Source organism: Novosphingobium sp. BL-A-28-Hi1-0D (assembly GCF_055521755.1).
Genome location: NZ_CM145502.1, coordinates 1,752,501 through 1,775,349, shown reverse-complemented (window position 1 = coordinate 1,775,349; position 22,849 = coordinate 1,752,501). Strand labels below are relative to the sequence as shown.

20 protein-coding genes are annotated in these 22,849 nt (G+C 64.5%); 10 read left to right on the top strand and 10 right to left on the bottom strand.

Annotation, left to right across the window (positions count from 1 at the left end; translation table 11 throughout):
• Nucleotides 1–6: 6 nt before the first annotated feature.
• From ACZ1JW_RS08775 to ACZ1JW_RS08760, 4 genes are all read right to left on the bottom strand, one after another.
• Entirely contained in the window at nt 7–1,080 is a 1,074-nt protein-coding gene (locus tag ACZ1JW_RS08775) for an amidohydrolase family protein (protein WP_465142683.1), read from the bottom strand.
• Nucleotides 1,077–2,081 (bottom strand): Rieske 2Fe-2S domain-containing protein, encoded by a 1,005-nt coding sequence (locus ACZ1JW_RS08770; protein ID WP_465142682.1) that lies wholly within the window; start codon nt 2,079–2,081, stop codon nt 1,077–1,079. The genes ACZ1JW_RS08775 and ACZ1JW_RS08770 overlap by 4 nt, the downstream gene beginning before the upstream one ends.
• 243 nt (nt 2,082–2,324) lie before the next feature.
• Nucleotides 2,325–5,366 (bottom strand): ligand-binding sensor domain-containing protein, encoded by a 3,042-nt coding sequence (locus ACZ1JW_RS08765; protein WP_465142681.1) that lies wholly within the window; start codon nt 5,364–5,366, stop codon nt 2,325–2,327.
• The gene (locus tag ACZ1JW_RS08760) at nt 5,356–5,991 is read right to left on the bottom strand and encodes a response regulator transcription factor (RefSeq protein ID WP_465123944.1); all 636 of its coding nucleotides are present in this window, start codon (nt 5,989–5,991) and stop codon (nt 5,356–5,358) included. Before ACZ1JW_RS08760 ends, ACZ1JW_RS08765 begins: the two co-directional genes overlap by 11 nt.
• A 328-nt stretch (nt 5,992–6,319) precedes the next feature.
• Between ACZ1JW_RS08760 and ACZ1JW_RS08755 the strand changes: the two genes are divergently transcribed.
• The 8 genes from ACZ1JW_RS08755 (at nt 6,320) to ACZ1JW_RS08720 (ending at nt 13,081) form a co-directional block, all read left to right on the top strand.
• On the top strand, nt 6,320–7,150 hold the full coding sequence (locus ACZ1JW_RS08755) for an alpha/beta fold hydrolase (RefSeq protein WP_465126410.1): 831 nt from the start codon (nt 6,320–6,322) through the stop codon (nt 7,148–7,150).
• 4 nt (nt 7,151–7,154) lie between these two features.
• The gene (dps, locus tag ACZ1JW_RS08750; RefSeq protein ID WP_465123945.1) at nt 7,155–7,637 is read left to right on the top strand and encodes a DNA starvation/stationary phase protection protein Dps; all 483 of its coding nucleotides are present in this window, start codon (nt 7,155–7,157) and stop codon (nt 7,635–7,637) included.
• Between the two features lie 24 nt (nt 7,638–7,661).
• On the top strand, nt 7,662–8,339 hold the full coding sequence (locus tag ACZ1JW_RS08745) for a hydrolase (protein WP_465142680.1): 678 nt from the start codon (nt 7,662–7,664) through the stop codon (nt 8,337–8,339).
• Nucleotides 8,340–8,370: 31 nt separating this feature from the next.
• Complete coding sequence (locus ACZ1JW_RS08740) at nt 8,371–8,616, top strand: DUF1427 family protein (protein ID WP_465142679.1); 246 nt, start codon at nt 8,371–8,373, stop codon at nt 8,614–8,616.
• Nucleotides 8,617–8,714: 98 nt separating this feature from the next.
• On the top strand, nt 8,715–10,562 hold the full coding sequence (locus ACZ1JW_RS08735) for an amidohydrolase (protein WP_465142751.1): 1,848 nt from the start codon (nt 8,715–8,717) through the stop codon (nt 10,560–10,562).
• 4 nt (nt 10,563–10,566) lie between these two features.
• A complete protein-coding gene (locus ACZ1JW_RS08730) occupies nt 10,567–10,995 on the top strand; it encodes a DoxX family protein (RefSeq protein ID WP_465123948.1) in 429 nt (142 codons plus the stop codon).
• A 29-nt stretch (nt 10,996–11,024) separates the two neighbouring features.
• Nucleotides 11,025–11,732: a YoaK family protein gene (locus tag ACZ1JW_RS08725; protein ID WP_465142678.1), complete on the top strand. Its 708-nt coding sequence runs from the start codon at nt 11,025–11,027 to the stop codon at nt 11,730–11,732.
• Nucleotides 11,729–13,081 (top strand): alginate export family protein, encoded by a 1,353-nt coding sequence (locus tag ACZ1JW_RS08720; protein WP_465142677.1) that lies wholly within the window; start codon nt 11,729–11,731, stop codon nt 13,079–13,081. Before ACZ1JW_RS08725 ends, ACZ1JW_RS08720 begins: the two co-directional genes overlap by 4 nt.
• Before the next feature lie 86 nt (nt 13,082–13,167).
• Here the strand turns inward: ACZ1JW_RS08720 and ACZ1JW_RS08715 are convergent, their stop codons facing one another.
• The 6 genes from ACZ1JW_RS08715 to ACZ1JW_RS08690 all read right to left on the bottom strand — a co-directional run bounded on the left by ACZ1JW_RS08715 (nt 13,168) and on the right by ACZ1JW_RS08690 (nt 19,215).
• Nucleotides 13,168–14,022: a TorF family putative porin gene (locus ACZ1JW_RS08715; protein ID WP_465123951.1), complete on the bottom strand. Its 855-nt coding sequence runs from the start codon at nt 14,020–14,022 to the stop codon at nt 13,168–13,170.
• A gap of 226 nt (nt 14,023–14,248) precedes the next feature.
• A complete protein-coding gene (locus ACZ1JW_RS08710; RefSeq protein ID WP_465123952.1) occupies nt 14,249–15,784 on the bottom strand; it encodes a SulP family inorganic anion transporter in 1,536 nt (511 codons plus the stop codon).
• Complete coding sequence (locus ACZ1JW_RS08705) at nt 15,781–16,476, bottom strand: carbonic anhydrase (protein WP_465123953.1); 696 nt, start codon at nt 16,474–16,476, stop codon at nt 15,781–15,783. The genes ACZ1JW_RS08710 and ACZ1JW_RS08705 overlap by 4 nt, the downstream gene beginning before the upstream one ends.
• Before the next feature lie 115 nt (nt 16,477–16,591).
• On the bottom strand, nt 16,592–17,899 hold the full coding sequence (locus ACZ1JW_RS08700; protein WP_465142676.1) for an ATP-binding protein: 1,308 nt from the start codon (nt 17,897–17,899) through the stop codon (nt 16,592–16,594).
• On the bottom strand, nt 17,899–18,621 hold the full coding sequence (locus ACZ1JW_RS08695) for a response regulator transcription factor (RefSeq protein ID WP_465123955.1): 723 nt from the start codon (nt 18,619–18,621) through the stop codon (nt 17,899–17,901). The genes ACZ1JW_RS08700 and ACZ1JW_RS08695 overlap by 1 nt, the downstream gene beginning before the upstream one ends.
• Before the next feature lie 258 nt (nt 18,622–18,879).
• Nucleotides 18,880–19,215 (bottom strand): DOPA 4,5-dioxygenase family protein, encoded by a 336-nt coding sequence (locus ACZ1JW_RS08690; protein ID WP_465123956.1) that lies wholly within the window; start codon nt 19,213–19,215, stop codon nt 18,880–18,882.
• Nucleotides 19,216–19,442: 227 nt separating this feature from the next.
• Between ACZ1JW_RS08690 and acs the strand changes: the two genes are divergently transcribed.
• Entirely contained in the window at nt 19,443–21,392 is a 1,950-nt protein-coding gene (acs, locus tag ACZ1JW_RS08685) for an acetate--CoA ligase (RefSeq protein WP_465142675.1), read from the top strand.
• Between the two features lie 104 nt (nt 21,393–21,496).
• Entirely contained in the window at nt 21,497–22,639 is a 1,143-nt protein-coding gene (locus ACZ1JW_RS08680) for a M42 family metallopeptidase (RefSeq protein WP_465142674.1), read from the top strand.
• Nucleotides 22,640–22,849: the final 210 nt, after the last annotated feature.

The following is a 22,849-nucleotide window of genomic DNA, read 5'->3' as shown; positions in this document are numbered from 1 at the left end:
AAACCCTCAAGGCTCCTCCGCGCGCGGCGCGATGTGCAAGCCAAGCAGGTCTGCCGCATTGAGGCCCAGAATGCGGGCCCGGACATCAGGCTCGAGGTGGCTGTGGAACGCCACGGCATCGGGCTCGGCCATGTCGAACGGATAGTCGGTCCCAAGGCACAGGCGCTCGGCGCCATGGGTCCGGATCAGGCTGTCGAGCTGTTCGCGGTCAAAGACCAGCGTGTCCAGCCAGATGTTCCGCAGATACTCCGACGGCGCGCGCCTGGCGTGAACCCGGCACTCGGGTCGAACCCGCCAGGCGTGATCGAACCGCCCCCAATAGGCAGGCAGGAAGCCTCCACCGTGCGCGACGCAGAGCTTGAGAGCGGGATAGGCGTCGAGCACCCCTTCGAAGATCAGGTGGCTCAGCGCGATGGTGGATTCGAGAGGATTGCCGATGATGTTGTCGAGATAGTGCTCCGACAAGCGTTCGCCTTGGGTAAACCCGAGGGGATGGATGAACAGCAGGACGCCGAGTTCCTCGGCAGCAGCGAAGAAGGGCCGCACATCCGGCGATGCAAGCTCGCGACCGGCAATGTTCGAACCGATCTCGATACCGCGCAATCCCAGTTCATCGACGCAGCGTCGCATCTCGGCAATGGCCATCCCGGTGTTCTGCAGCGGCACTGTTCCCATGCCCACGAGCCTGTCGGGATGTTTCGCGACAGCCTCGGCGATGCCGTTGTTGACCCGTTGCGCGGCTTCCCGGCCCACTTCGGGCGGTGCGAAATAGTAATACTGGCCGGGAGACGGACTGATGGCCTGCACATCGACCCCTAGCCTGTCCATGTCCGCCAGGCGCTCCTCGACACCGTTCAGGCGCGATCCGATTGCTGCGAACAGGGCCGCATTTGTCGCTCTGGACGCAGGGGACACGAACCGCAGTGGATCGGGCGCGTCGGAAACTTCCTGGCGCACGTAAGCGTCAGCCGCTGCGACGTTGAGATGGCAGTGCAGGTCGACGACAAGGTCCTCGCCGCGCCGGACCACCGGGATGACGGGCTTGCCGTGGCCGCAGGTCGTCAGGTGGTCGCAGCTCATTGTTCTTCATCCAGCATATTCTGGATTAACCGGCGCACCTTCACCGCCGGCGCATCCGATCTGACCAGAAGTTCGCGTTGCTGCGCTGCGGCCTCTTCAACTCTCGTCTCGATGGCTTCGACCGCGTCAATGTCCTGTTGCCTGATCTTCTTGTCGGACTCGAGCTGGAACGCGTCGAGCGTCTCGTCGTCGAGCCGGAAGTTCCGGCTGGCGAAGCCGAGATAGTGGGTCGATGTCGCTGTCTCGGGCGTGATCGCATGAAGGATGTGCAGATGACCAAGCTCGGAGGGCACGGCATCGTGACCGGGCACCCTCGTAAACAGCGGCATGTTGGTCCGGATGAGTTCCGGCCCATAGAAGTCCGTGATGGATTCCCAGTCCGCCAAGCCCTCGTAGCGGTGCTCTGCCCCCCACATCAGGTCGGAGAAATCCGTCCAGGGCAGCTTGCCGGTACGCACCAGCCGGTAGCTGTGCTCGCGCATCTCCTCGCGCATCGGCATGGCCTTCATCGCCTCCCCTCCGGACACGTGGTGATGCAGATAGGGCAGGTGCGTCAGGTCCATGAGGTTGTCGATGAGCAACTGCGCTCTCGCTTTGATGGTGAAGTGATTTGCAGAGCTGAAGCGCCAGCGCGGCAGGCCGAGGCCGAAGTCCTCGACAGGAGGGATCAGGGCGGGATCACAGCGATCCGGATCGCCCATCCAGATCCAGCATAGTTCGCCGGTCTCGCGCAGCGGGTAGCTTGGCTGGCAAAAGCCGGCGGCCGTTCCCTGGGAAGGAATGCTGACGCACTTGCCATCGGCTGCAAACGCGAAGGCATGATATCCGCGCACGATGGAATCGCCGTCGACCCAGCCTTTTGCCAAGGGAGAATAGCGATGCGGACACAGGCCGTACAAGGCGATCGGCGCCCCCGCTTGAGTCCGGTACATGACCACTGGTTTGCCGAGAATTGTCCGTTCGATCGGCTGCCGGCTGATCTCGTCCGAGAAGCCGGCCAAGTACCACCGGTTCCTTACGAAGGTCTGGCCATTTTTGAACGGGTACATGAAACTCTTCCTGAAAGGTCACGAAAGATAGCCGCTTCATCAAGCCAGATGTAATCGATTGAGGGGTCTGGATGCATCAGCGATGCTGATACATCGACGCGGCGGCCTGCAACACGGCATCCCCACCGGTCGAGGGAGGAACAGCTTTTCGGCAGAAAATGCCTCGCCTCAGGCTGAAAGCGCTCTCCCGCCCTGCTACCGCGCCTGCAACGTGCGGAGGATGTTTCTCACCTTCTGCATGAACTTGCCGGGCGCTGGCTTGTAGGCGATCTTTGCCGGCAGGATCATGCGAACCGTGGTTCCGAAACCCTCGGCGCTCTCGATGCTCAGCTTCCCACCAATCGAAAACATGCGCTCGCGCATGCCGAGCAGACCGAAATGCCCCTTGGGGGAACCCTTGGCCAACGTCTCGTTGCTTATGCCGATCCCGTTGTCCCGAACATAAGCAGAGAACTCCCAGCGACCGTAGCGCACCCCGACATCGACGCGGTTCGCCCCCGAATGGCAGGCGGCGTTGTTGAGGGCCTCGCCGATGACGGAAAGGAGATCGTCGATCATGCTTTCCGCGATCGGTCTTGGCGTGCGCTGAACGACAAGCGGGGCAATCAGGTCGGCCGGGTAGATCTCGTTCTTCATCAGGCGATTGAGTTCGCGATGCAGATTGCGGGATCGCTCGTTGCGCAGGCCGGTGACCCTCTCGCGACCTTCCACCAGCATTTCCTCGGCGCGTTCGAGCGCGGGTAGCAGAACCGCCTGTGCATCGGGGTCACCGGCAAACTTGTCGGCCACGGCCTGGAAGCGCAGGATCAGGCCCTGCACGCCCTGGATCATGGTGTCGTGCAGTTCCCGGGCGATACGCTCGCGCTCGCTGTTGCGCGCAGCCATCCGGTTTCTGATGCGCGCCGAAACCTGCCGCAGGCGCATCTCATAGAAGCCGTAGAGCATCGCTCCTGCTGCAAGAACAACCGCGATCCGGAACCACCAGGTTTGGTGAAATGCACTGGCAATGGTGAACTCCGCCACCGCCGGTCGCTTGCTCCAGACCCCGTCTTCGTTGGCGGCAAGCAGCTCGAAGCGGTATCTGCCGGGGCCGAGACCGTCAAAGGCCGCCGTACGCTTGTCCGACGAAGTCCAGACAGCGCCGTCCCTGTCCAGGCGATAGCGAAACCGCACCCGCTCAGGCACGGAAAGGCTCGTCGCCGTGTAGTCGATCTCGACCCGCATCGTGCCGGCAGGCAGCATTGCCCCCGCAGGGTAGTAAGTGCCGGGCCCAATCCTGAAACCACGCACGATCACATCCGGAGCGCGGTCGTTGATCCGGATCATCGCCGGGTCGATGCTGGAAACGTTGTTGCGAGTGGCGAACCAGATGCGGCCGTCGCCCCCGGCTACGATCTGCGCGCCCGATGACTTCTGCGCAAAGCTGGCCAGGCCATCACGGAAATCGAACTGCCGAAAGGCAACCTCTGCCCCCGGATGGGCAAGCGCATGGCGGACCGCTGAGGCCTTGAGCCGGACAAGCCCCGTGTCACCTATGGCCCAGATGTCGCCGGACCTTGTCTGGACCATGCCGTTGAGCGAGCTCGCCCAGGGATAGCGTGTTGCGGACAGCAAGGGCGCACCCGGCCGGAAAGGAGCGGAGAGTCCGAGATTGCCGCTGGTGAAAAAGTCGTCGCCCGAAGGCAGGAGACCATCGATGCCACCACTCGGCACGTCGCTGTCGGCCAGTGCGTCGAAAGGACCGCCTGCGAGCTGCGGAGCCATGCCCCTGAAGTGGATCGCCGCGCGGCCATCTTGCCGCACGGCGACGTTGCCGGGAATGGCTTTTGCCGCATCGATCCCGGGATAGGCCGTGGCGGTGCCCCGCTCGACAACCCAGAGTCCCTTCTGCAAGGCCGGAAGCCACAGACGGCCCTGACCGTCCTCGCCGCACGAATTGGCGGCAAAGCTTGCCGACAAGGCAAGGCGCCTGATCACACGCCCTTCGCGCACGAGCACGGCCCCACCACGCTCGATTGCCCAGATACCGCCTGAGTTCGCGGTGCAGATCGCCTCGATCAACCGCATGGTCAGGCCGACCCGAACCGGATTTCCGTTCAGCGGTATCCGGTACAGCGCATGATCATCTGCGACATAGACCTCGCCCGAGCGATCCGCCGCCAGCATGTGGTTGGTCGCAGGGTCTGCCGGGATACCTGCGGCCTGCGCGATCGGCACCCGGCGCAGCATGTTGAGGCCCATCTCTCCGCCGATCCAGATGTTGCCCTCGCGATCCTCGAACAGCGCGCGCACGGGGTCGGACAGGAGCCCGTTGCTCGTGTCCAGCCGCAGCATCTGCGCGGCCTTGTCCGGCCGGAGATGATCGACACGGAACGCACCGTCGCTCCAGGTAGCGCCCCAGAAGTCGCCATGGCGGTCAAACAGTGTCCGGATCGCGAAAGGCGTGGCGAAGCCCGGTTGCTCAGGGAGAACCTTCGCGCCCTTGGCGATGGGACGGGTCCGGCTCTTGTCGGTCAGCCATATCGTCCCGTCGGCTGCCTCGGCGAGCGTCGCGCGCGGAACGGTGACGATACCGGTGCTCTCGAACGGTTCGGCACCCGGCGGTCTGCGGTACACGCCGGTCTCGGTCGTCAGCCAGAGCGTGCCGTCCTTGGAGAAAAGCGGGTTCCAGGCAGGCTCTTCAGGCAGGCCGGACGAGGTGTCGAACTCCGTCCAGCGCCCTTTGGCAAAACGCGCCAGCGACAGCGTGCCCCGCCCCCCGCGCGTAACCCAGATTGCGCCGTCGGGACCTTGCGCGATGTCGTTCACTTCGCGCGAAGGATTGGGCATCTGCGCATCTGCGAGCCGCCCATCGCGCCAGACCATCACGCCCTTGCGCCGCGCCAGCCCGATCCACACAGCACCGTCCCTTGCAGCCAGCAGCCTTGCAACCACGATGCGGTTGGGACTGGACGGAGGTGGTCCGATGCGTTCGAAGGTAATCCCGTCGAAGCGGACGAGGCCATCCACCCCGCCGATCCACAGAAAGCCGTCGCGCGACTGGGTGATGGCATTGATCCGGCTTGGCGCGCCTTCCTCAAGCGACCAGTGGCGCAGCTTGAAGCCATGCAATGCGCCGGTCCCGGCGGCTTCGCGCGGACTCGACGGCGCGGCAGGCAGGGGCGAACCAGACATGGCCACGAGCAGTGCCGCTGCCAGCAGCCGCACCATCGCCGTGCGCGGCCGGTCAGAGTTCAATGATGCCCCGCTTGGCAGCCGTCGTCACCGCGTGGGTGCGATCGTTGACCCTCAGCTTGGCGAATATGCTCTTGATGTTGGACTTGATCGTTTCCTCTGCCACGCCAAGCCGCCATGCCACCTGCTTGTTCGAATGGCCGCCCGCGATCATCTGGAGAATTTCCACTTCGCGAGGGCTCAGCGATTCCTCGATAGCGTGAAGCGCGATGTCCTGCGCCACCTCGGGGTGGAGATGGCGCTGGCCGCGGTGGACGGCGCGAATCGCATCGAGCAGTTCCCGGCGCAGGCTGGACTTGAGCAGGAACCCCGCCGCGCCCGCACGCATCGCCTCGAGGGCCTTGGCATCCCCCGAATAGGTGGTGAGCACGATGATGCGAGCCTCGGGGTGGGCGCTGCGTATCTTCTCGATCGCCTCGACGCCGTTCATCCCGGGCATGCGCAGGTCCATCAGGACGATATCGGGTCGCAAATCGTCATAGAGTTGCACGGCCTGCGCACCCGTTTCGGCCTCCCCGGCGACTTCCATGTCCTTTTGCAACGAGAGGATCGCCGCCACGCCTTCGCGCAGGATCGGGTGATCGTCCGCCACGAGGATGCGGATCGGGTCAGCGTTCCCCGCCGGCATGTGCAAAGTCTTCCCCTGTAGATGCTGCCCGCACCCCGCCAGCTCCGGCAAGTGCTTGTCACAGCGCGAAGATTATCACGATCCCGTGGTGGTTGGTAGCCACCCGAAAGCGGGCCAAAGGTTCCCCCGACCGGGTGTTTCCCCATGGTCCGAAGCGGATCAACCTTGTGGCACAACAAGGGGAACCGACATGGCTGACGAACCAGCGCATCCGCGCATCGCATTGGAACGGCGCGAATTTCTTGCGGCCGGATCACTTGCGGCAGCGCTCACCGCCATGCCGTCCCTCGCACTTTCCAAGGACACGCCCGCTTCAGGAGAACGCAGGATGGGTACGATCACCACCAAGGACGGCACGCAGATCTTCTACAAGGACTGGGGACCGAAGGATGCGCAAGCCATCATGTTCCACCACGGCTGGCCGCTAAGCGCGGACGACTGGGACAACCAGATGCTGTTCTTCCTCTCCAAGGGCTTCCGCGTCATCGCGCATGACCGGCGGGGCCATGGCCGCTCGACCCAGACCGACACCGGCAACGAGATGGACACTTACGCCGCCGACGTCGCCGCGCTGACCGATCATCTCGACTTGCGCGGCGCGGTACATGTCGGCCATTCCACTGGCGGCGGCGAAGTGGCGCACTATGCCGCCCGCGCACGTCCCGGCCGCGTGGCCAAGGCCGTGCTGATCGGTGCCGTACCGCCGATAATGCTCAAGACGCCAGCCAATCCCGGCGGCCTGCCGATGGACGTGTTCGACGGCTTCCGCGCGGCGCTCGTCGCCAACCGCGCACAGTTCTTCCGCGATGTGCCGACCGGCCCGTTCTACGGCTTCAACCGTCCGGGCGCGAAAGTCAGCCAGGGCCTGATCGACAACTGGTGGCGCCAGGGCATGATGGGCGGGGCCAAGGCGCACTATGATTGCATCAAGGCCTTCTCGGAGACCGACTTCACCGAGGACCTCAGGAAAATCGACGTGCCGGTGCTGATCATGCACGGCGAGGACGATCAGATCGTTCCCATCGCCGATTCCGCGCATCTCGCAATCAAGCTGGTCAGGAAGGGCACGCTCAAGACCTATCCGGGCCTGCCCCACGGCATGGCCTCGACCCACCCGGACGTGATCAACGCCGACCTGCTCGCGTTCATCAAGGCCTGATGCGATGACCTACACCAGCCGCATCGACCTGTCCGAACACGTGCGCAAGCACGCCTGCGCCCTGCTGCAGGCCCGCCTGTCCGACGCGCTCGATCTGGAAGCGCAGGCCAAGCAGGCGCACTGGAACGTCAAAGGGCCACACTTCCTCCAGCTGCACCAGCTGTTCGACAGCGTGCACGACGAGATCGAGCAGTTCGTCGACCTGCTCGCCGAACGCATCACCACGCTCGGACACGTCGCGGACGGCCGCGTCAACACCACCGCTTCGGCCACCACACTCTATGGCTACCCGCTCGAAGCCACGGGCGGCGAGGCGCACCTCAAGGCGCTCTCCGCCAGCATTGGCGCGTTCGGCAAGGCGGTGCGCGCGGCGATCGATCAGGCTGGCGTGATCGGCGATGCCGATACTGCAGACCTGTTCACCCAGGTCTCGCGCGAGACCGACAAGCAGCTCTGGTTCCTCGAAGCCCACCTCCAGGCCCACTGACCTCTCACTCCCAAGGAGATTCCCATGTCCTTCCGATCCAAGACGCTGATCAACGCCGACGACACGCTGTTCATCTTCATCGACCACCAGCCGCAGATGGCGTTCGGCGTCACCAGCATCGACCGCCAGACCCTAAAGAACAACACCGTGGCGCTGGCCAAGTCGGCCAAGCTCTTCAACGTGCCGATCATCCTGACCGCGGTCGAGACCGAGTCCTTCTCGGGCTACATCTGGCCCGAACTGCTCGACGTGGTGCAGCAGAAGCCGATCGAGCGCACCTCGATGAACTCGTGGGATTCCGAAGAACTCGTCGCGCAGGTCAAGGCCAGCGGCAAGAAGAAGCTGGTAATCTGCGCGCTGTGGACCGAGGCCTGCCTGCTGTTCCCGACGCTCTGCGCCATCGAGGAAGGCTTCGAGATCTACATCGTCACCGATGCCTCGGGCGGAACGTCTCAGGAAGCGCATGATGCGGCAATCCGCCGCATGGAACAGGCAGGCGCGCATTCGCTGACCACCATCAACGCCCTGCTCGAACTCCAGCGCGACTGGGCGCACCGCGACACCTACAACGGCGTGATGGACATCGTGCGCGAGCACCTCGGCGCCTACGGCATGGGCGTCGATTACGCCTACACCATGGTCCACAAGGCCCCGCAGCGCGGCGCGTTCCCGCACGAGGCCCCCCACCCCGAAGGCCATTGATCTTCCCAAGGCCCAAGGGAGCCTCCTGCCCATGAAACCCTATCTCGCAGCCCTTGGCATCGGCCTGCTCGTCGGTGCCCTCTACAGCCTGCTCGGCACGCGATCGCCCGCCCCTCCCGCGGTCGCCCTGCTGGGACTGCTCGGCATGTTGCTGGGCGAACAGGCCGTCCCGCTCGCGAAACGGGTGATCCATGGGCAGGAGGTTGCTTCGTTCTGGAAGACCTCATGCGCCGAACGGGTAACCGGCCTCCCGTCCAAGCCGGACGAAAAGCCATGAGCGCCACGCGCCGCGATGCGCTCGCCGGAGCACTCGGCGCCTCGGCCCTTTCCCTGCTCCCCGGCCTCGCCCGCGCCACCGACAGAAAGCCCAGCACCATGCGCGACGACCTGATCATCGTGAACGCCCTCGTCACCACGCTCGACCGCGAGAACCCGCGCGCAGAGGCCGTGGCGATCCGCGATGGACGTTTTCTGGCGGTTGGCCCCGAGGCCGAAGTGCGCGCCGCTGCACCCGATGCGACCGTGATCGACGCGCGCGGACGCCGGATGATCCCCGGACTTATCGACAGCCATATGCACATCATCCGGGGCGGGCTTAACTTCAACATGGAGCTGCGCTGGGACGGCGTGCCGACGCTCGCCGATGCCATGGCCATGCTCAAGGCCCAGGTGGACCGCACGCCCGCGCCGCAGTGGGTCCGCGTCGTTGGTGGCTTCACCGAACACCAATTCGCCGAAAAACGCCTGCCGACCCTCGCCGAGCTAAACGCTGTCGCCCCCGATACGCCTGTATTCATCCTCCACCTCTACGACCGGGCGCTGCTCAACGCCGCCGCATTGCGCGTGGTCGGCTATGGCAAGGACACGCCCAACCCACCGGGCGGCGAGATCGTGCGCGATGCCGCCGGCAATCCCACCGGGCTGCTGCTGGCCCAGCCCAACGCCACGATCCTCTATTCGACGCTGGCCAAGGGGCCGAAGCTGCCCGAGGACTACCAGATCAATTCCACCCGCCACTTCATGCGCGAGGTCAATTCGCTGGGCGTGACCAGCGTGATCGACGCGGGCGGCGGTTTCCAGAACTACCCTGACGACTACCACGTGATCGAGAAGCTGCACGACGACGGGCAACTGACCGTACGCATCAGCTACAACCTGTTCACCCAGAAACCGAAGGAAGAGCTTGCCGACTTTGCCGGTTGGGTGAAGCAGGTCACGCCGGGGCAGGGCGACGATACCTATCGCCATAACGGCGCGGGCGAGATGCTGGTCTATTCCGCCGCCGACTTCGAGGACTTCCGCGTTGCCCGGCCCGACATGCCGCCATCGATGGAAGGCGATCTCGAACCCGTTATCCGCCTGCTGGCCGAGAACCGCTGGCCGTGGCGCCTGCACGCCACCTATGACGAAACCATCGGTCGCGCGCTCGACGTCTACGAGAAGGTCAACCGTGACGTGCCCCTGCAAGGCATCAACTGGTTCTTCGACCATGCCGAGACGATCAGCGAGCGCAACATCGACCGCATCGCCGCGCTGGGTGGCGGTATCGCCGTTCAGCACCGCATGGCCTATCAGGGCGAATACTTCGTCGAGCGTTATGGCCGCCGCGCAGCCGAACGCACCCCGCCGATCGCCCGCATGATCGCGGCGGGCATTCCGGTCGGCGCAGGCACCGATGCCACCCGCGTTGCCAGCTACAACCCGTGGGTCTCGCTCTCGTGGCTTGTCACCGGGCGCACCGTCGGCGGTCTTTCGCTCTATCCCGGCGCCAACCGCGTTTCCCGCGAAAAGGCGCTGGCGATGTGGACGCACGAGAACACGTGGTTCTCGTGCGAAACGGGCAAGAAGGGCCAGATCAAGGCTGGGCAGCTTGCCGATTGCGCCCTGCTTTCGGCGGACTACTTCACCGTGCCCGAGGCGGACATCCCGCACATCCGCTCCGTGCTCACCCTGCTGGGCGGAAAGATCGTGCATGGCGAAGGCGATTTCGGATCACTAGCCCCTGCCTTGCCTGCCCCCATGCCGGACTGGTCCCCGGTCCGCACCTTTGGAGGCTACTACCGAGAGCCGCAAACGGCGGCGAAGATGGCCAGCGCCTGCGGCTGCGCCTCCGCTTGCGGCGTGCACGGCCACGACCATGCGGCCGCGCTTGCATCCAGTGTGCCATCATCTGACGTCCAGAACTTCTGGGGCGCCCTGGGCTGCGGCTGCTGGGCGGTCTGATCCCATGCGCGATGCCGAACCTCGCCTGATCCACGCCGTGCTCGACTGGCCGCCGACATGGTTCCTCGCCCGGCTGCTGCTGGTTGGAGCCTACCTGATCGGCGGTTTGGTCAAGCTGGCCGACTGGCCTGCAGCCGTCGCAGAGCAGGCGCATTTCGGCATGAATCCGCCAGCGCTCTGGGCGGGTCTGACCATCGCGGTCGAAATCGTCGGCCCCATGCTGATCCTGTGGGGCCGGATGGTCTGGCTTGGGGCCGGGATGCTCGGCACGTTCACCTTGCTCGCAGCCTTCGTCGCCAACGCCTTCTGGACCATGGCCGGCCAGGAGCGCTTCGCGGCGACCAACGCCTTCTTCGAACATGTCGGCCTTGTCGGAGGGTTCATTCTCGCCGCGCTGGTTGCCGAGCAGGCCCGGAGACAACGAAGACCTTGACCGTTTCCCGGGTGCGCGAAGGAGATAACATGAATCAGAGCGTGCCACTCAAGACGCCGGCGCCACTGTTCCGCCTGCTTCTCGTCCTCTCGGCCACGACCGGCATGGTCGATGCGGCCAGCATCCTGGGCATGGACAAGGTCTTCACCGCCAACATGACGGGCAACGTCGTATTCCTTGCCTTCGCTGCGGTCGGCACGCCCGGATTCCATCCCCTCAGCTATGTCGTGGCGCTTGCCACCTTCATGGCAGGCGCCGCCATCGCGGGCCGCTTGTGGCACAGCGATGGCACGCCCCGGCTCAACCACTGGCTGGTCCTCGCCGCGTCGATCGAAAGCTGCCTGTTGTTCCTCGCCGGCCTGCTTGGCATCTATGCCGCGCGAGCAGATGCGCCCGTCGCCCTGTTGCTGCCCTGCATCATCGCCCTTACCGGAGGCGCGATGGGCTTCCGCAATGCCATCGTGCGGCAGCTCAAGGTGCCTGACCTCACCACAACCGTTCTGACCCTGACGATCACCGGCATAGCGGCGGATTCCCGCTCGGCATCCGGCACGACATCGAACCTTCCCGCGCGGCTTGGTGCCGTCCTCGCCATCTTTGCCGGTGCCGCAGCCGGTGCCCTGCTCTTTCACGCCCTCGGCCTCGGCCCAACCTTGCTGCTTACAGGCGGCGTCGTGCTCGTCGCCACGACGATTTTCGTGCGGCATCCGCAAATGGCCGAACTGCAGCGAAAATGATCCGTCGCCTGATCGTCCTGACTGGCCTCGCCCTCGCGACACCCACGCTCGCAGACGCGCCGGATCGCACAAACCTGCGCTACGACGAGGATTGGTCGCTCCAGCCCGCCGGTCTGAAGAACCTCCCGCTTGATGAACAGGGCGCGGTGCGACTGACGCTCGGCTTGGAGGCCCGCACGCGGCAGGAGAGTTATGCCAACAGCCTCTGGGGCGATGCGCCTGACGACGGGTATCTGTGGCTGCGGCTGGTGCCCCTCGCCGATCTTCATGCCGGTCCGGTACGTGCCTTCGTCCAGCCGATCATCGGCTACGCCCGAGGCGTCACTGGCGGGAACGGGCCTGCCGACCAGACCGGTATCGACCTGCTTCAGGGCTTCGCCGACCTCAACCTGTCTCTCGGCGAAGGCACGAAGCTCACCCTGCGCGGCGGGCGGGAACTGGTCGCGCTCGGGTCGGAACGTCTGATCGGCACGCGCTATGGTCCGAACATCCCGCAACCCTTCGATGGCGTCCGCGCGACTTCCGATTTGGGCCGGTTGCGCCTCGACCTGATGGACTTGCGCGCCGTCGAGATAAAGCCGGGCGATTTCGACGATCACGCCTCCGACCGGCGGCGACTGCGCGCGGTCTATGCCACACTCAAACCCACTCCTGACGCGGCAGTCGATCTCTACTGGATCGGATACCGCAACAAGACCGCCCGTTACGGCACCGTGACTGGAGCGGAACGGCGCGACACTTTCGGCCTGCGCCTGTTCGGCCACCATTCCATCGGCCGCCATGCCCGTCTGTCATGGAACTGGGAAACCATGATCCAGCGCGGCACTTTTGCCAACAAGAGCATCCGCGCATGGTCGCAAGCGACCGAAACCGCGATCAGCTTTCCCGACACGAAACTCCGGCCTCGCCTTCGTCTGCGCGCAAACTACGCCAGTGGCGACAGAAGCCCGGACGACCACGTGCTGGGAACCTTCAACGCCCTGTTCCCCAAGGGCCGTTACTTCGGAGAACTGACGCCAATCGGCCCGCGCAACATCTTCAACGTGAATCCCAGCATCGACATCGATGCCGGTGGAGGGGTTACGCTGGAGGTCTCAGCCGCAAGCTTCTGGCGCGCATCGGTTCGCGACGGCATCTACGACTTGCCCGGCAGCGAAATCCGCGCCGCAAGTCCGTCAACGGCAAGGCATATCGGCAACCAGATAGAACTGGGCGTGCAATGGAATGCGAGCAGCGTCCTGACGCTGTCCGGCTCCATCGCCACGTTCACGGCCGGTTCCTACCTGCGGCAAAGCGGCCCGGCATCGCCGATCTACATGGCGGGGCTCGAAGCAACCTATAAACTGTAGCCTGCAAGAAGCTCGGGCTCCCGAAAAGGAAAACCCTCCCTTCCCGAAGGAAGAGAGGGTCCCATTTCCAGCAGGTGCTGTTCGGATCAGAACGCAGCAGTCAGCGAAACCACGACGGTCGAGCCGGCGATCGAGCCGATACCGTCCTGGCCGCGCGAGAAGCTCGGCTGGAGGTAAGCAGCTTCGGCATCGCTGATGTTGGTGTCGATGTAGGAAACGCCCAGCGTCAGCGGAGTGCCCTTGATCGCGTAGTCGGCACCCAGCGACCAGTCGACGTATTCGCCGGTCGGAGCAACCGAGGTTGCGAACGGCCCGAGGCCTTCGTTGCCCTTCGAGTAACCGATGTGCGCCTTCAGCGTCAGGCCGGTGTCCGGGATGCCGGCGGCAGCGTCGGTCCAGACATAGAGGTTGTCGTTCTTGTCGCCGGGAGCGGTGTAGACGCCGGCAGCAGCGGCAGCGCCGTCAGCATACCATGCGCCAAGCGCTTCCTGCTTCGGTGCATAGGCGATACCGGCGGTGAGCGATGCCGGGCCGAGCGAACCGGAAACCTTGAAGTAGGGCTCGATGAAGTCGGTGTTGTCGAAGCCGCGCGGATACATGTACCAGGTCGCGCCGACGTCGATCGTGGCGTCGCCGAGTGTCTTCTTGTAGCCGGCGATCAGGTCGAGCTCCATGTTGGCGCCGCCGAAGGTGCCCCAACCGGCGAGGTTCGAACCCCAGGTCCCGATGTAGAAGCCGCTTTCATGCGCGATCGTCAGGCCACCCTGAACCGCCATCGAGCGGTCGGACTGCGAAACGCCGCGGAAGCGATAGTCGGACACGAGGCCGACGCTGCCCGAAACGGTGATGGGCTTGGATTCTTCCGCTTCCTGAGCGAAGGCGGGGGTCGCAAAGAGTGCGAGGGCGACAGGTGCCACAGCTGCGGCAAGACGGAACTTCATACGGAACGCTCCCTGGATAGGTTATCACGTTCCACCTGCGTCTGCCGTGCGAGCGCTTCTCATGGAGCGACGTCACTGCAGATGAGTCGTTTCCTACATCCCGATTTGCTGCACTGCAAGATCGAATGTCGCACGCAAATCGGCTCCCTGCCTTATCGACAGGGAGCCGTGGTATTTTGGCATCAGGTCGCCCCCGCCTGAGGGGGCGGGGCGGCGGGGGCGATGATCAAGCGGCCGGCGTCAGGGGCCGCAGGATGGCATCGGGCCCGGTCACGCGCACTTCGTCCCCCCGCAAACGGCGGCGGGCCAGCCATTCGGTGAGCATTTCGGCTGTCGTATGGTCCATGGCATGAACCCGTTCGAGGTCGACGTGCACAGCCTTGCGCGGCGGAACCTGCTCAAGAGCGCTCGTCAGGCGGGTCAGGCCAAGGAAGGTAGCAGCGCCTTCGAGTTCGAGCCGAACCGTCTCGCCGATCGTGGTCTCGCCGACCTTGAATCGTAGATTTCGCAGATGCGGCACGAGTTCAAGCGCTGAAAGCGCCAGGCCGACCAGCACGCCGGTGAGCAGGTCGGTCGTCACCACAAGCGCAAACGTCGCCGCCCAGATCAGGGCGGGCATGAAGCCGTGAACCTCGAACAGACGGCGCACCTGCTTCAGGCTGACCAGCTTCCAGCCCGTCACCACCAGCACCCCGCCCAGCGCCGCCATCGGCACTTCGCGCAGGATGAAGGGCAGCAGGGCCACGAAGCCGAGGATCCACACGCCGTGGACCATGGCCGAGAGCCGCGTCTTGGCGCCTGCCTGGACATTGGCCGAACTGCGCACGATCACGCCGGTCATCGGCAGTGCGTTGAACACCCCGCACAGCAGATTGCCCACGCCTTGCGCGCGCAGTTCCTTGTTGTAGTCGGTGCGCGTGCCGTCGTGCATGCGGTCGACCGCAGCGGCCGAGAGCAGCGTTTCGGCGCTGGCGATGAAGGCGATGGCAATGGCCGAGACGATCAGCGATCCCTGGGTCAGCGGCGCAAGGAAGCCCCCGTCGGGCAGGGCGAAGGCGGCACCGATCGAATCGGGTACCACGATGCGGGCAACGTCTAGCCCTGCTCCCCACGCCACCAGCGTAGCAGCAAGAACGCCAAGCAGCGCGCCCGGCAGCAGGCCCAGGCTCGCGGGCTTGAGCTTCTCCCACGCGATCATCGTGCCGATGGTCAGCAGGCCGAGCATCAGCGCAAGTTCGGTCGAGCGCAGATCGAACGGCGTCAGGCCAAGGACGCGGGCAGGCATCATCGCCAGATTGTCGATCCCGTTGGACTGGGGCTTGGCATCAAACAGGATGTGGAACTGGCCGATCACGATCAGCGCGCCGATCCCGGCGAGCATGCCGTGCACGACCGCCGGCGAAATCGCCCGGAACACCCCACCGAGGCGCGCGACGCCCGCAATGAGCTGGAGCGCACCTGCCAGCACGAGCACCGGCCCCAGCGCCGAGAGGCCGTTGTCGCGCACGAATTCGAACACGATGACCGCAAGCCCGGCGGCCGGACCGCTGACCTGCAGCGGCGACCCTGCAAGCAGACCCACGACGATGCCGCCGATGATCCCGGTGACCAGTCCCTTCTCCGGCGGCACGCCCGAGGCGATGGCGATGCCCATGCACAGCGGCATGGCGACGAGAAAGACCACGATCGATGCGGTCAGGTCGCGGGCAAGAAAGCGGAATGGACCGCTGCGCTCACCTGCATCGGCGGCAGGCGAAGTCATTCTGCTGCCTCTGCTGTCCAGTTGTCGATCACCGAACGGCGGCGGGCAGGAAGGGCCACCGGCAGCGGCTTGTCCTCGCGCAGCGGTGAGAACTCGCCGGTTTCGCCATCAAGGCCCAGCACCATCCCTGCGCTGATGTCGACGAACCAGCCATGCAGCGCCATCTCGCCGCGCGCGATTGCTGCGGCGACCGAGGGATGCGTGCGCAAGTGCGCCAGCTGTGCGATCACGTTCTGCAGGCTGACCGCACGCACACGCTCGTCGCCATGAAGGTTGGGCGAGCAACTGGAGACGACATGCTCGGCCGCCGCGCCATGGCGCAGCCAGGCAACGACGTTGGGCATCCCTTCGGGCAGTTCGGGCGCCGAAAGCGCCTTCATCGCGCCGCAGTCGGAGTGACCGCAGACGATGATGTCACGCACGCCCAGCGCCATCACCGCGTACTCGACCGTCGATGTCACCCCGCCATTCATCGTGGCAAAGGGCGGGACCATGTTGCCCGCATTGCGACAGACGAACAGTTCACCCGGCTCTGCCTGCATGATCTGTTCGGGCACGATGCGCGAATCCGCGCAGGAGATCATCAGCGCCTTTGGCGATTGCCCTTCGCTGACGAGCTTGCCGAACAATTCGCGGCTGTCGGGAAAGACAGTCTTCTCGAAGCTGAAGACACGACCGATGAGTTCGTTCACGCAAGGAACCTTTCGTTAAGGCGGGCAATCCTGCTGGATTGTCAAAACCATAACCAAAGTATGCCTCGTCTCTTTCTGTTTCGGCGCGCATGCGTAACGAAGTGTTGCAGGCACCTCAGCTGGTCGCGAGTGGAAAGCGCAAGGTCGCGATCAGCCCACCCGTAGGACGATTGCGCAAGTGCAACGTGCCATTGTCGAGCTGCACCGCGCGACGGACTATGGCCAGTCCAAGGCCCATGCCGGGCGTATCGCGAGAGCGGGCGGAGTCGAGTCGCACGAAGGGTTGCAGCACGTCGTCGAGCCGCTCGCCGGGAATGCCGGGCCCGTCATCCTCGATGACGATCTCGGCCATGTCCCCGTCCCGCCGCACCGTGACCCTGACGTTTCCGGCATAGTGCAGCGCGTTCTCGATCAGGTTGGAAAGCGCCCGCCGCAACGACACCGGACGGGCAACGATCTCTAGGCTTTCAAGCCCGTGAAACGTCGCATCGCAACCATTGTCCGCGGCAGTATCGACCAGCGTCTGCGTCATGACCGCAACGTCGACTCGCTCGGCAGGCAGGCGCGAGCCGCCGGTTTCGACGAAGGCCTGGAGGGATTCGAGCATGTGGCGCATCTCGCCAAGGTCAGCGCTCATCCCCTCGCGCGTTTCGTCGTCGAGATCGAGACCCTCGACGCGCAGTTGCATTCGGGCAAGCGGCGTGCGCAGGTCGTGCCCGATAGCCAGCATCGAGTGCGTGCGATTGGTCATCGATTCATAGACCCGCTGCTGCATCTCGTTGAACGCATGGATCAGGTCGCGCACTTCGGCAGTACCTTGCTCGGGCAAGGGCTGTGGCGGCCCTGCCCCGACGGTCTTTGAAGCACGAACCAGTGTGCGCAGCGGGGAAAGCGTTGCCCGAAACAGCACCCATGCCAACAGAACCAGCGCCAGCGTAGGCAACATCAGCGTGATGATGCGACCGGCGTTCAGACTCCAGGCATCGCTGGCGTAAGTCTGGAACAGAACGACGCTGCGGTCAGGCAGAAGCAGCGAGCCGGAGACATTTCCGGCAACCCCGACAGGCCTCAGATGCAGCTGAAGGTCGGCATGGCCAAGCTCCGTCGCATCCTCAACCATCTGCTCGCGCAACCGCGAAAGCTGGACGGAACCGGTCGGCCGGGCACCGGACGGCTGCCAGTCGAGCGCGAAGCGGCTGGAGCTGAGCGCCCTGGCCACTTGTCGCCGCTCCGCCACCGGCGCGCGTCCGATCGCCCGGCTGGCGATGACGAGATTCTCGGCCACGCGGGCCGCATCATCCTCGCGCAGCGCAAAGCGGCTGGCACGTTCAAAAAGCAGGGTGTTCGCCGCGAAGTCGACGAGCGCGACAAGCAGCAGGATCGCAAGCAGCCGCTCGGGCAGGCCAAACCGGCGCGCAAGCATCAGGCGCGCTGCACCTCTGCCTTGAACATGTAACCGACCCCGCGAACCGTGACGATCGGCGCATTGCCACCTGCCGCCGACAGCTTGCGGCGGAGACGGCTGACCAGCACGTCGACGCTGCGGTCGGAACTGTCACCCAGGCGAGTGCGTGACAGTTCGATCAGGCGCTCGCGCCCGAGGACGCGCTGGGGCTGGCTGATGAAGGTTGCCAGCAAGTCGAATTCCGCTCCGGTCAGGTCGACCATGGCCCCGCTCGGCGAATGGAGTTCGCGCCGCGCCATCGAGACGGTCCAGCCATCAAAGCGGATATCGCCGCTGCGGCTGCCGGTGTCGCCCGCAGTGTCGGTGACGGCGGTGGTGCCTCGGCGCAGGACTGCGCCGATGCGGGCAACCAGTTCGCGTGTGCTGAAGGGCTTTGGCAGGTAATCGTCGGCACCCAGTTCGAGGCCGAGCACACGGTCTTCCTCGCTGCCGCGGGCAGAAACGAAAATTATCGGCACGTCGCTCTGCTTGCGCAGTCGGCGGAACAGTTCGATCCCGCTGGTCCCCGGAAGCATGATGTCCAGCACCACGAGATCGGCAGGCTCGCTTTCCAGCGCCACCCACATTTCCGCGCCCGTTGCAGCCGTGCGCACCGTGTAACCGTTTTCCCGCAAGGCGCGGGCGGTGAGTGTCCGCAGCGGACCGTCGTCTTCTACCAGTACGATCGATGGAGATTGCATAAGTTCCCAGCGCGATTGCGGCAGCACGGTTCACGATAGCAGCGGCGTACGTGGTGCCAAGGTTGAAGAGCAGTGTCGAACGCGGCAGATCGATTGGATCTGGTGGAATGCCGGCGATTGAAAGCCGTGAAAGGCCTTCAAAGTCCCGGCTTCTTCCAGATGATCCCCATACCGAACTGCACGAACTCTAGCTGGGACGGTGCTTTTGCGGGCAACGGGCGCATTCACGACAAAGTGTTGCTAAAATGCAGAATGTGATCATTTCACTCCGAATTGAGCGAGATTTAATGTTTCGCTATCGCCAAGCCACATCACATGGGCGGTGTGATCGGCAAGATCATCGCCACTGTTGCCATGGCAGAACACGGTGAACCGGCCTCGATTGTCCATCATCCACGGCAACGCTTCGCCAATGCGGTCTGCAGGGATTGTCATCTGGCATGATCCTCGCGGATGTGGCCCGACCGGGCGGGAATGCACGCGTCCCATCGCCACTCCCAGCGCTTCGCGCATCGCCAGACAAAGGCGCTCGGCTTCACCGGCTTCATGCGGATCGAAATAGATGTGGGCGTGATAATCGCGAAACTCTGCCATGTCGCGCTGATGGCTTGCACTGATCGCCAAGGCAAGAGGCGCACCCGCGTCAATGGTGGAGCGCATGGCAGCAAATTCGCAACATCCTGCTGCGTGACGGGTTTGGCAGACACTTGCCTTCCGGGCTTTCACAGGGTCTGGTTCTACGACTATTGTCTAAAAGCCCGACGGCCCGGCAAACGGTAGACCTGTCGGCAAGAGCAAGCATTCGTGAGGAGAGTTCTGACATGGGCGAGGCAGTCTACCCGGTCCCGGCGCAATGGGCCGCCAACGCGCTGGTCGACGAGGCGCGCTATTTCGAGATGTACCGCCAGTCGGTTGAGGCCCCGGAAAGCTTCTGGGCCGAACACGGCAAGCGGCTCGACTGGATCAGGCCCTTCACCAAGGTCAAGAACACCTCATTCCACGAGGCCGACTTCGGCATTCGCTGGTTCGAGGACGGCACGCTCAACCTCTCGGCCAATTGCCTTGACCGCCATCTGGCGACCCGCGGCGATCAGGTCGCGATCCTGTGGGAGCCCGATGGCCTTGACGAGCCGCATCGCGCGATCACCTACCGCCAGTTGCACGAAGATGTCAGCCGCTTTGCCAATCTGCTCAAGTCGCGCGGGGTCAAGCGCGGCGAGCGCGTGACGATCTACTTGCCGATGGTGCCCGAAGCCGCCGTCGCCATGCTCGCCTGTGCGCGCATCGGCGCGATCCACTCCATCGTGTTTGCCGGCTTCAGCCCCGATGCCCTGGCGGGACGCATCATCGACTGCGACAGCCGCATCGTCCTGACGGCGGACGAAGGCCTGCGTGGCGGGCGCAAGGTGCCGCTCAAGGCCAATGTCGACGAAGCCCTGCAGCAGTGCCCCGCCGTCGATACGGTGATCATGCTTCGCCGCACCGGCGCCAACGTGAACCTGGTCGAGGGCCGCGATGTCGACTGGGCCTCCGGGATTGCCGGACAGAGCGGCGATTGCGCGCCTGAGGAAATGGGCGCGGAAGACCCGCTGTTCATCCTCTACACCTCGGGCTCCACGGGCAAGCCCAAGGGCGTCCTCCACACTACCGGCGGTTACTCGGTTTGGGCGTCGATGACGCACCAGTACGTGTTCGACTATAGGCCCGGCCAGATCTACTGGTGCGCTGCCGACATCGGCTGGGTCACCGGCCACTCCTACGTCGTCTATGGTCCCCTCATGAACGGCGCGACCACGGTGATGTTCGAGGGCGTCCCCAACTTCCCCGATCCCTCGCGCTTCTGGCAGGTTGCCGACAAATTCAAGGTCGAGATTTTCTACGGCGCCCCCACCGCCCTGCGCGCACTGATGCGCGAAGGCGACGAATGGGTGAAGAAGACGAGCCGTCAGTCGCTGCGCCTGCTCGGCAGCGTGGGCGAACCGATCAATCCCGAGGCATGGGAATGGTACCACAAGGTCGTGGGCGACAGCCGCTGCCCGATCGTCGATACCTGGTGGCAGACCGAGACCGGCGGCGCGATGATCACGCCGCTGCCCGGAGCGACCCCTCTGAAGCCGGGTTCGGCCTCGCGCCCGTTCTTCGGCGTCAAGCCCGCGCTGGTCGACAACGAAGGCAATTTCCTCGAGGGCGCGACAGACGGCTGCCTTGTCATCACCGACTCCTGGCCAGGCCAGATGCGCACCGTCTGGGGCGATCACGAGCGCTTCTTCCAGACCTATTTCAGCACCTTCAAGGGCCTCTATTTCACCGGTGACGGCTGCCGCCGCGACGAGGACGACTACTACTGGATCACTGGCCGCATCGACGACGTGATCAACGTCTCGGGCCACCGCATGGGCACCGCCGAGATCGAGAGCGCGCTCGTCGCCCATGCCAAGGTAGCCGAAGCGGCGGTCGTCGGCATGCCGCACGACATCAAGGGTCAGGGCATCTACGCTTTCGTCACCTGCAACGCCGAAGTCGAGCCCGACGAGGCCCTGCGCAAGGAACTGATCCAGTGGGTTCGCCACGAGATCGGTCCGATCGCCACGCCCGACGTGATCCAGTTCGCCCCCGGTCTGCCCAAGACCCGCTCGGGCAAGATCATGCGCCGCATCCTGCGCAAGATCGGCGAGAATGACGTGTCGAACCTCGGCGACACCTCAACGCTGGCTGATCCAAGCGTGGTCGACAACCTGCTGGCAAACAGGCCGCAACTGGCACAGGCCTGATCCTCATTATGGGCCGACAAGGGTGGTCGGCCCACCTTGCGCAAAGTCAGGCGTTCCCGGATAACCGCTCACCTGTGGCCATGGCGACAGGGAGCGAGGGACAGATGAAGCGTTTGACCGTGGCATTGGCAGCGATCCTTGGAGTGGGCGCGGCCATTCCTGCCGCCGCGCAAGACCGCACCAAGGACCTGCTCCGCGAACTTGCCGACGCTCCCGGCCCATCGGGCTTCGAAGAACCTGTCCGCAAGATCATGGTCGAGCGGATGAAGCCGCTCGCTGATGACATCCGCTACGACGGCCTCGGATCGGTCATCGCCCGTCAGGGCAGCACTGGCCCCAGGATCATGATTGCCGCGCACATGGACGAACTGGGCGGCATCGTCCGACGCACCACACCAAACGGTTTCCTCACCATGCAGATGCTCGGCGGCTGGCTCGATCAGGCCATAGCCGGCCAGCGCTGGATCATTCTCGGCAGCAAGGGACCGGTCCGCGCCGTCAGTTCGATCCGCGACGTCCACCTCGCACCGCAGGAGGAGCGCGGCCAACTCATCCGCAGGGACGCCGTATTCCTCGATGTCGGCGCCACAGATGCAGCAGGCGTCGCTGCCCTCGGCATCGGCCCCGGCGACCCGGTCGTACCCGACAGTCCGTTCATGGATCTCAACGGCACCGGCAACTACGCCGGCAAGGCGTGGGACGACAGGATCGGCTGCGCCGTCCTGCTCGTGGCAATGGAGCGGCTCAAGGCGAGCGGTCACCCCAACCAGGTCTTCTTCACTGCAACCGTTCAGGAAGAGATCGGCTTGCGCGGGGCAAGAGCCTCGACAGCAATTGTGAAACCGGACATCGGCATTGCCATCGAAGGCGGCGTGACCGGTGACTCCGGCGGCGCAAAGCCCGAGGAAAGCCAGGTTGAACTCGGTGCAGGCCCCGGCCTCTTCCTTTACGACAGCAGCGCCCTGCCCAACCGCAAGCTGGTCGCACTGATCAAGGACACGGCCAAGCAGGCAAAGCTGCCGCTGCAACTCGATCTGGTGCAGGGCTACGGCGATGATTCAGCCGAAATGCAGACGGTCGGCGGCGGTGCCCCGACGGTCAATCTGGTCGTCCCCGCCCGCTATACCCACGTCCATACCGGCATCGTCAATCGCCGCGATTTCGACCAGATGCTCGATCTCGTTGTTGCGCTCGTGCGCAGACTGGATGCCAAGACCGTCGCGGACATCCGCGATTTCACGCCGTGAGCTTGCCTATCTGATGAGGAGTTAAAACCCGGCGCGGCGCGAACGTTGTCGCATCCTCTCCCAAGGCCGCGCCGGGCAACGTTTACCGCCGAGCGAATACCGCATCCTCACAAGACTGTCACAAAGTTTAGTTTCAGCGCGCAACTCCGTGACGGAGTGATGCAATCGCACAACACAAACACAAAAGCCCCGCACAAGGCGGGGCTTTCG

Bases quoted from the DNA above. Each gene is read 5' to 3' on its own strand.
- ACZ1JW_RS08775 (WP_465142683.1), bottom strand. From the start codon at position 1,080: ATGAGCTGCGACCACCTGACGACCTGCGGCCACGGCAAGCCCGTCATC.
- ACZ1JW_RS08760 (WP_465123944.1), bottom strand. From the start codon at position 5,991: ATGCCGGCGGGGAACGCTGACCCGATCCGCATCCTCGTGGCGGACGAT.
- ACZ1JW_RS08755 (WP_465126410.1), top strand. From the start codon at position 6,320: ATGGGTACGATCACCACCAAGGACGGCACGCAGATCTTCTACAAGGAC.
- dps (WP_465123945.1), top strand. From the start codon at position 7,155: ATGACCTACACCAGCCGCATCGACCTGTCCGAACACGTGCGCAAGCAC.
- ACZ1JW_RS08745 (WP_465142680.1), top strand. From the start codon at position 7,662: ATGTCCTTCCGATCCAAGACGCTGATCAACGCCGACGACACGCTGTTC.
- ACZ1JW_RS08740 (WP_465142679.1), top strand. From the start codon at position 8,371: ATGAAACCCTATCTCGCAGCCCTTGGCATCGGCCTGCTCGTCGGTGCC.
- ACZ1JW_RS08735 (WP_465142751.1), top strand. From the start codon at position 8,715: ATGCGCGACGACCTGATCATCGTGAACGCCCTCGTCACCACGCTCGAC.
- ACZ1JW_RS08730 (WP_465123948.1), top strand. From the start codon at position 10,567: ATGCGCGATGCCGAACCTCGCCTGATCCACGCCGTGCTCGACTGGCCG.
- ACZ1JW_RS08725 (WP_465142678.1), top strand. From the start codon at position 11,025: ATGAATCAGAGCGTGCCACTCAAGACGCCGGCGCCACTGTTCCGCCTG.
- ACZ1JW_RS08720 (WP_465142677.1), top strand. From the start codon at position 11,729: ATGATCCGTCGCCTGATCGTCCTGACTGGCCTCGCCCTCGCGACACCC.
- ACZ1JW_RS08715 (WP_465123951.1), bottom strand. From the start codon at position 14,022: ATGAAGTTCCGTCTTGCCGCAGCTGTGGCACCTGTCGCCCTCGCACTC.
- ACZ1JW_RS08710 (WP_465123952.1), bottom strand. From the start codon at position 15,784: ATGACTTCGCCTGCCGCCGATGCAGGTGAGCGCAGCGGTCCATTCCGC.
- ACZ1JW_RS08700 (WP_465142676.1), bottom strand. From the start codon at position 17,899: ATGCTTGCGCGCCGGTTTGGCCTGCCCGAGCGGCTGCTTGCGATCCTG.
- ACZ1JW_RS08695 (WP_465123955.1), bottom strand. From the start codon at position 18,621: ATGCAATCTCCATCGATCGTACTGGTAGAAGACGACGGTCCGCTGCGG.
- ACZ1JW_RS08690 (WP_465123956.1), bottom strand. From the start codon at position 19,215: ATGGCAGAGTTTCGCGATTATCACGCCCACATCTATTTCGATCCGCAT.
- acs (WP_465142675.1), top strand. From the start codon at position 19,443: ATGGGCGAGGCAGTCTACCCGGTCCCGGCGCAATGGGCCGCCAACGCG.
- ACZ1JW_RS08680 (WP_465142674.1), top strand. From the start codon at position 21,497: ATGAAGCGTTTGACCGTGGCATTGGCAGCGATCCTTGGAGTGGGCGCG.